The organism is Roseibium sp. (assembly GCF_050301095.1).
In the GTDB taxonomy this organism is placed as follows: Bacteria; Pseudomonadota; Alphaproteobacteria; order Rhizobiales; family Stappiaceae; genus Roseibium.
The window spans coordinates 1-6579 of the sequence record NZ_JBNKYW010000063.1 but is presented as its reverse complement, the minus strand read 5'-3'; the positions used below and the strand labels follow the sequence as shown (position 1 = coordinate 6579).

General features: G+C 61.0%; 7 protein-coding genes. 3 read left to right on the top strand and 4 right to left on the bottom strand.

Going from position 1 to position 6579, the window contains the following annotated elements; translation table 11 throughout:
* Positions 1-146: 146 nt before the first annotated feature.
* A complete protein-coding gene (locus ACQY7U_RS05980) occupies positions 147-908 on the bottom strand; it encodes an IclR family transcriptional regulator (RefSeq protein ID WP_428642860.1) in 762 nt (253 codons plus the stop codon).
* 88 nt (positions 909-996) lie between these two features.
* On the opposite strand from ACQY7U_RS05980, the gene ACQY7U_RS05975 reads away from it, so the two are divergent.
* The 3 genes from ACQY7U_RS05975 to ACQY7U_RS05965 are packed head-to-tail and all read left to right on the top strand — an operon-like array spanning position 997 to position 3195.
* Entirely contained in the window at positions 997-2364 is a 1368-nt protein-coding gene (locus tag ACQY7U_RS05975) for a selenium-binding family protein (protein WP_428642859.1), read from the top strand.
* The gene (locus tag ACQY7U_RS05970; protein WP_428642857.1) at positions 2361-2729 is read left to right on the top strand and encodes a 2Fe-2S iron-sulfur cluster-binding protein; all 369 of its coding nucleotides are present in this window, start codon (positions 2361-2363) and stop codon (positions 2727-2729) included. Before ACQY7U_RS05975 ends, ACQY7U_RS05970 begins: the two co-directional genes overlap by 4 nt.
* Before the next feature lies 1 nt (position 2730).
* Positions 2731-3195, top strand: a complete 465-nt coding sequence (locus ACQY7U_RS05965) for a CoA-binding protein (RefSeq protein WP_428642856.1) — start codon at positions 2731-2733, stop codon at positions 3193-3195.
* Between the two features lie 85 nt (positions 3196-3280).
* Here ACQY7U_RS05965 and ACQY7U_RS05960 read toward each other — a convergent pair whose 3' ends face one another.
* The 3 genes from ACQY7U_RS05960 to ACQY7U_RS05950 form a co-directional block, all read right to left on the bottom strand.
* On the bottom strand, positions 3281-4441 hold the full coding sequence (locus ACQY7U_RS05960) for a Gfo/Idh/MocA family protein (protein WP_428642855.1): 1161 nt from the start codon (positions 4439-4441) through the stop codon (positions 3281-3283).
* 238 nt (positions 4442-4679) lie between these two features.
* On the bottom strand, positions 4680-5735 hold the full coding sequence (locus ACQY7U_RS05955) for a sugar phosphate isomerase/epimerase family protein (protein WP_428642853.1): 1056 nt from the start codon (positions 5733-5735) through the stop codon (positions 4680-4682).
* Between the two features lie 75 nt (positions 5736-5810).
* Positions 5811-6579: substrate-binding domain-containing protein (locus ACQY7U_RS05950; RefSeq protein WP_428642852.1), on the bottom strand; the 769-nt coding region annotated here is incomplete at its 5' end.

Sequence of the window (6579 nt, the reverse complement as noted above, 5' to 3'; positions counted from 1 at the left end):
TTCCGCTCCTGTTTCCAGCCGGAAGGTTGGCTTGAAAAGAGTTCTTTCCGCCCTTGGTGGCCGAAGTCATGCCTCTGGAACATTCGCCGGTGCTCAAAGGTCCTGGCGGGCAGTTCCTGCGACTTGAGGACATTTTCAGGACCAGGTCAGCTCGACTTGTTCGTGTAGGCCAGCTGCAGGTTTGCCGCAATCCGGTCGGCAACCTTGATCAGCCGGGTGCCGATCATCTGGCGGTGACGGCTTGTGAAACGGCGGATGGGACCCGTTGCGCCGACGCTGAAGGGAACGCCGAAGTTTCCGGTGCGGATGGGCGCGGCGACGCTTGAGACGCCCACTTCGATTTCTTCAACACATTCCGCATAGCCACGTAGGCGGATTTCGGCGAACTCCTGTTCGATATCGCCGGGCTGGGTCTTTGTCTGTTCCGTATAGGCGCGCAAGGGTCTGGAAAGGATCTCCTTCAGAAACTCCTGGTCCGAGAAGGCGGCGATCGCCTTCGAACAGGAGCAGGCGTGCATGGGCCGGTTGCCTAGTCCCGGGTGAATAAAGGACCGTGCGGCATCGACAGGGGTTTCCACGTGAATGATCTCGACGGATCTGTCCCGGAACCGCGAGAGAAAGACCGCTTCGCCGAATTCGATGGCGGTTTCCCTAAGCGTCGGCGCGGCAGCCTGGCACACGTCCACATCCGACTGACTCAGGATGGCAATCCGCTTCAGGCGTTCACCGACCAGGTAGCGGGAGGCTTCCCCCGGCTTGTCCAGCAGACGGTGCTCGGCCAGGGTCTGGAGAAGACGGTAGCAGGTGGGGCGCGGCAGGCCGGTGGCACGCTGCACGTCCGCGGGTGAAACAGCCCGCCCGGCAATCGCCACGGCCTCCAGCACGGAAATAAGTCGATCGAGATGCATTGTTTACTCTGTGAACGTTTGTCTCATATAATAGGACAAAATGGAGTTGGCAGCCAAACGCATAATTGCACCGGTCGGAGGGAACGGCATGAGTGGAAATGGCGAAACGACATGTTGCGGTCCGGGCTACGCCAGTCCGCAGGACGCGATCCGGGCCCCGCGTGAAAAACTGCTCTATTCCATTGCGATCTATACAGGGACCGGAATACAGAAGCCCGACTATCTGGCAACGGTCGACGCGGATCCGGACAGCCCGACCTACTCCCAGGTCATTCACCGGTTGGAGATGCCGGGGATCGGGGACGAGTTGCACCACATGGGCTGGAACGCCTGTTCCTCCTGTCACCACGACGGATCCATGTCGCGCAGGTACCTGCTGTTGCCCGGCGTCCGCTCGAACAACATTCATGTTGTCGACACCGCCACGGACCCGCGCGCCCCGCGCCTGCACAAGGTGATCGACGGTGCCGAGATCAAGGCGAAAACCAATCTTTCGGGACCCCATACCGTTCACTGTCTCGGGTCCGAGATCATCATTTCCTTCCTGGGCGATGCCATGGGCGAAGCGCCGGGCGGCTATCTCCATCTCAACAAGGACTTCGAGATCGTCGGCCGCTGGGAGCAGTCCATGGGCGACATTCCCTTTGGCTATGACTTCTGGTACCAGCCGCGCCACAATGTGATGGTCAGCTCGGAATGGGCGGCCCCCAACACCTTCATGCCGGGTTTCGATCTGGAAGAGGTCGGACACCTGAAATACGGCCGACGCCTTCATTTCTGGGACTTTGAAAAACGCGTTCCAATAGAGACCAAATACCTCGGCGAGGACGGGTTGATCCCGCTTGAAGTCAAGTTCCATCACGACCCGGACAGCACCCACGGGTTCTGCGGCGCGGCGCTCAGCACCAATGTGATCCATTTCTGGAAGTCGGAGGCGGGCAGTTGGGAATGGGAAAAGATCATCGACGTCGAAAACGAGCCGCATCCTGAATGGCCGATCCCGGTTCCCGGTGTGATGTCCGCGATCCTGGTGTCGATGGACGACCGCTACCTTTACCTGAACAACTGGCTGCACGGCGATATGCGCCAGTACGACATCACCGATCCGCACAATCCGAAACTGACCGGTCAGGTCTGGATGGGCGGGCTCCTGGGCAAGGCGCCGGAAGTCAACGGCGTCAGGGTCGCGGGCGGTCCGCAGATGTTCCAGTTGTCGCTGGACGGCAGGCGGCTCTATGTCACCACGTCGCTCTTTTCCACCTGGGACAATCAGTTCTATCCCGACATCCGCACGCAAGGCGGGGTGATGGTCATGATCGACTGCGATGTCGAAAACGGCGGCATGAAGATCAACGAGGACTTCATCGTAGATTTCGGCAAGGAGCCCAACGGGCCGAGCCGCTGTCATGAAACCCGTTATCCGGGCGGCGATTGCACGAGCGATATCTGGCTATGACCGGCACTTTTACCATCACCATCGCCAACCGCGGCGGGGCAACCTATCGGGCCGATACCCGCCGTCCCCTGCTGGACACCTTGCGAGAGCAGGGCGTCGATCTCCCCTATGGCTGCAAGTATGGCGGGTGCATCACCTGCGCTGCCAAACTGAAGGCCGGCGAAGTCGATCAACGCCGGCAGGTGGCCCTCAACAACCGCCAGCTCAACAACGGCTACGTTCTGCTCTGCATCGCCCGCCCTCTGTCTGACTGCACGCTCGAGATCGGCGTGGAAAGTCATGACAAGCTCTACCGCAATCCGTTTCTCGATCCGCTCGAACCGCACGAACTGAAGGCGGACATCGCCACACCGAAGGAGGCGTGACATGCCCGAGGCCGATATCGATCGTCTCTATGATTATCCGCCGGAATTCCTGGCCGGTATCCTGCGTTCGGTCAAAACCATCGCGATGGTCGGCGCCAGTGCCGACAAGACCAAGTTCAGCTACGGCGTGCTGCGCGTCCTGCACGAAACCGGTTATGACATGCTGCCGGTGAACCCCAACCCGGAGCTGACCGAGATCCGCGGCATTCCGGTCTATCACTCCCTGGAAGAGATCGACCGGCCGGTCGACATGGTCGAGGTTTTCCGGCCGAAGGAAGAGTTATACGGCATCGCCGAACAGGCGATCGCAATCGGAGCAAAAGTGCTCTGGGGGCAGATCGGCGTCTATGACGACCGCGCGGCCAAGCTGGCCGAGGCGGCCGGACTGAAGGTGGTGATGAACCGCTGCCCCAAGATCGAGCTTTTCCGCCCCTTCTGGAAGCCACGGCTCGACCTGCCGATATGACGCAATCCGGTCCGTGGAAATAACACCGCGGACCGCATTCCGGTTTGAACCTGCACCGTCAGCCAGGAGCCTTTTGGGGCAAGCCTCAGCCGTCCAGTTTCACCCAGGCCGAATTTCTCGCCGAAGACCGCACGCAGGCGTCGATGAAGCGGACGCCCGCCAGTCCGTCGACAATGCCCGGCACCAGCGATGCTGCGGATTTGCCCTCCTGATGCGCCCGGATAACATCGGCCGCGTCCTTGTAGAGATTGGCGAAACCTTCCAGATAGCCTTCCGGATGGCCCGGCGGGATGCGCGTTGCCGGGCCGATGCTTTCCAGCATGCCGGCACCGCCCCGGGTCAGGATCCTCAAGGGTTCACCGAAGGGCGTGAAATGGAGATGGTTCGGATGCTCCTGATGCCATTCCAGCCCGCCCTTGTCGCCATAAACCCGGATCTTGAGGTTGTTCTCGTTGCCGGGAGCGACCTGGGAACACCACAGCATCCCCCTTGCGCCGCCTTCGAAACGCAGCATCACATGGGCATTGTCGTCGACCTGGCGGCCGGGAACGAAGGACTGCAGGTCGGCGGCTAAGCTTTCAGCGGAAAGACCGGTGACGAAACAGGCAAGGTTATAGGCATGGGTGCCGATGTCGCCCGTCGAGCCGCCAAGACCGGTACGGGCCGGATCGGTGCGCCAGTCGGCCTGCTTGTTGTGCTGTTCGACCGTCAGCCAGTCCTGCGGATATTCCACCTGCACGATACGGAGCGAGCCGAGATCGCCGTTCCGCACCATTTCCCGCGCCTGGCGGACCATAGGATAACCGGTGTAATTGTGGGTCAGGAAGAACAGGGCCTCGGAGCTTTCGGCCGCCTTGGCGAGTTTTTTGGCGTCGGCCAGCGTGGAGGTCAGCGGCTTGTCGCAGATGACATGGATGCCGCGCTTCAGGAATTCCCTGGCGGCCGGATAATGCATGTGGTTCGGCGTGACGATGGCGACCGCCTCGATGCCGTCCTTCAGCCGGGCCTCGCGCTTGGCCATATCCAGGAAGGAATCGTAGATCCGGTCTTCCTTGAGGCCGAGAGCGCGGCCGGAGTCCTGCGCCTTGGCCGGTGTCGAGGACAGGGCGCCGGCAACCAGCTCGTATTCCCCGTCGATACGAGCGGCAATGCGGTGAACGGCTCCGATAAAGGCGTCCTTGCCGCCTCCGACCATACCGAGCCGGATCGGCCGTTTCTGGCTCCTGTCTTTTCCTTCAATGGCCATGTCGCCCCTCCTGATGTTGTTTCAAACCCGATTTACCGGGCACTGTAATCGATTACATTGCTATACAAAAGCCTCATCCTGAGGAGGACCTTCAGGTCCGTCTCGAAGGATGGGCGGCATATTCCGGAGCAAGCCGCCCATCCTTCGAGACAGTGCTTCGCACTTCCTCAGGATGAGGGTGTTTGACTGTTCACCGTTGGACAAGGTCCTTTCCGCTCTGAAGATATTGGTCACAATATTATCCGATCCCCAGCATCTTCCGGTTGGCTGCCTCATCGCTGCCGCCATCGGCAAAATCGTCAAAGGCCTTTTCGGTCACGCGGATGATGTGGTCGCGGACGAAGGCGGCGCCTTCACGGGCACCGTCTTCCGGATGCTTCAGGCAGCATTCCCATTCCACCACGGCCCAGCCATCGAAATCATTGGCGGCCATTTTGGAGAACACCGCGCCGAAATCGACCTGGCCGTCGCCGAGCGAACGGAACCGGCCGGCCCGGTCGGTCCAGGACTGGTAGCCGCCATAGACGCCCTGGCGTCCGGTCGGATTGAACTCCGCGTCCTTGACGTGGAACATGCCGATCCTGTCGCGGTAGATGTCGATATTGTCCAGATAGTCCAGACACTGCAGCACATAGTGCGACGGGTCGTAGAGCATCCGGCAGCGGGCGTGGTTGTTCACCCGTTCCAGGAACATCTCGAAGGTGATGCCGTCGTGGAGGTCCTCGCCCGGATGGATCTCGTAGCAAACATCGACGCCCATCTCGTCGGCATAATCGAGGATCGGCCGCCAGCGGCGGGCCAATTCGTCGAAGGCGGTCTCGACAAGGCCGGCGGGGCGTTGCGGCCACGGGTAGATATAGGGCCAGGCAAGCGCACCGGAAAAAGTCGCATGGGCCGTGATACCGAGATTGCGGCTGGCGGCCAGCGCCAGTTTCACCTGATCCACGGCCCAGGCCTGCCGGGCGGCCGGATTGTCGCGCACATGGGGAGCGGCAAAGCCGTCGAACGCCGTATCGTAGGCCGGGTGCACGGCAACCAGCTGGCCCTGCAGGTGGGTGGAGAGTTCGGTGATCTCGACGCCGTTTTCCCGCGCGATGCCGGAAAATTCCTCGCAATAGGTTTTTGAGCTGGCAGCTTTTTCCAGATCGATCAGACGTGCATCCCAGCTTGGAACCTGCACGCCGAGATAGCCGCAATCGGCCGCCCATCTTGTAATCGAGGCCCAGGAATTGAAGGGGGCTTCATCACCCGCAAACTGCGCAAGAAACAGAGCAGGACCCTTGATCGTTTTCATGATTTTCTCCGGTTTTGGGGAGAGAAGGGGCCGGAACTCCATCGCGAAAGTTCCGGCCCAGGGTTCCACGAGGTCTTAGAACGGAGACTCGGGGAAATAGTAGCTTTCCGCGTTTTCCTTCGTGATCAGCGTCGCACCCAGGATGTAGCGGCCGGCAACCGGGCCGTTGGACTTGAAGGCGGCGACAGTCTGGTCCATGGCGGTGGCGATCATCGCGGGCGGATAGAGCACGTCGACCGGGATGAGTTCATCGCCGTCCATGATGGACTTGATGGTTTCCTTCATGCCGGCGCCGCCGACAACGAACATGCCGTCACCGTCCCGGCCTGCCTGCTTCAGGGCCGCCACGACACCGATGGCGATGTCGTCATCCTGGGCCCAGACGGCGTCGATGTCCGGGAAACGCGACAGGAAATCCTGCATGACCTCGAAGCCGTCGTCGCGGTTCCAGTTGGCATGCTTGTGGTCAAGCACGTTGATGCCGGAGCCTTTGATCGCATCCATGAAGGCGTCGAAGCGCTCGTTGTCGATCAGCGTGGGGATGCCGCGCAGCACGACGATGTTGTCGCCGTCCTTCAGTCGGGTCTTCATGTACTGGGCGGAGACGCGGCCGAGTTCCGGGTTGTTTCCGGCAACGTAGAGATCCTCGATGCCAGGCTGGCTGAGACCGCGGTCGACGACCGTGATCCAGGCACCGGATTTCTTGACGTTCAGGACCGGGTCGGTGAGCGGCTCGGATTCGAACGGCAGCACGACGAGAGCGTCGATCTGGTGGACCGAGACCAGGTCTTCCAGGGCGCTGGCCTGGGCTTCCGGGTCCGGCGAGTTGACCAGGATCAGGTCG

What these genes read in the sequence shown, in the direction of transcription:
- ACQY7U_RS05980 (WP_428642860.1), bottom strand. Translation starts at nt 908, where the DNA reads ATGCATCTCGATCGACTTATTTCCGTGCTGGAGGCCGTGGCGATTGCC.
- ACQY7U_RS05975 (WP_428642859.1), top strand. Translation starts at nt 997, where the DNA reads ATGAGTGGAAATGGCGAAACGACATGTTGCGGTCCGGGCTACGCCAGT.
- ACQY7U_RS05970 (WP_428642857.1), top strand. Translation starts at nt 2,361, where the DNA reads ATGACCGGCACTTTTACCATCACCATCGCCAACCGCGGCGGGGCAACC.
- ACQY7U_RS05965 (WP_428642856.1), top strand. Translation starts at nt 2,731, where the DNA reads ATGCCCGAGGCCGATATCGATCGTCTCTATGATTATCCGCCGGAATTC.
- ACQY7U_RS05960 (WP_428642855.1), bottom strand. Translation starts at nt 4,441, where the DNA reads ATGGCCATTGAAGGAAAAGACAGGAGCCAGAAACGGCCGATCCGGCTC.
- ACQY7U_RS05955 (WP_428642853.1), bottom strand. Translation starts at nt 5,735, where the DNA reads ATGAAAACGATCAAGGGTCCTGCTCTGTTTCTTGCGCAGTTTGCGGGT.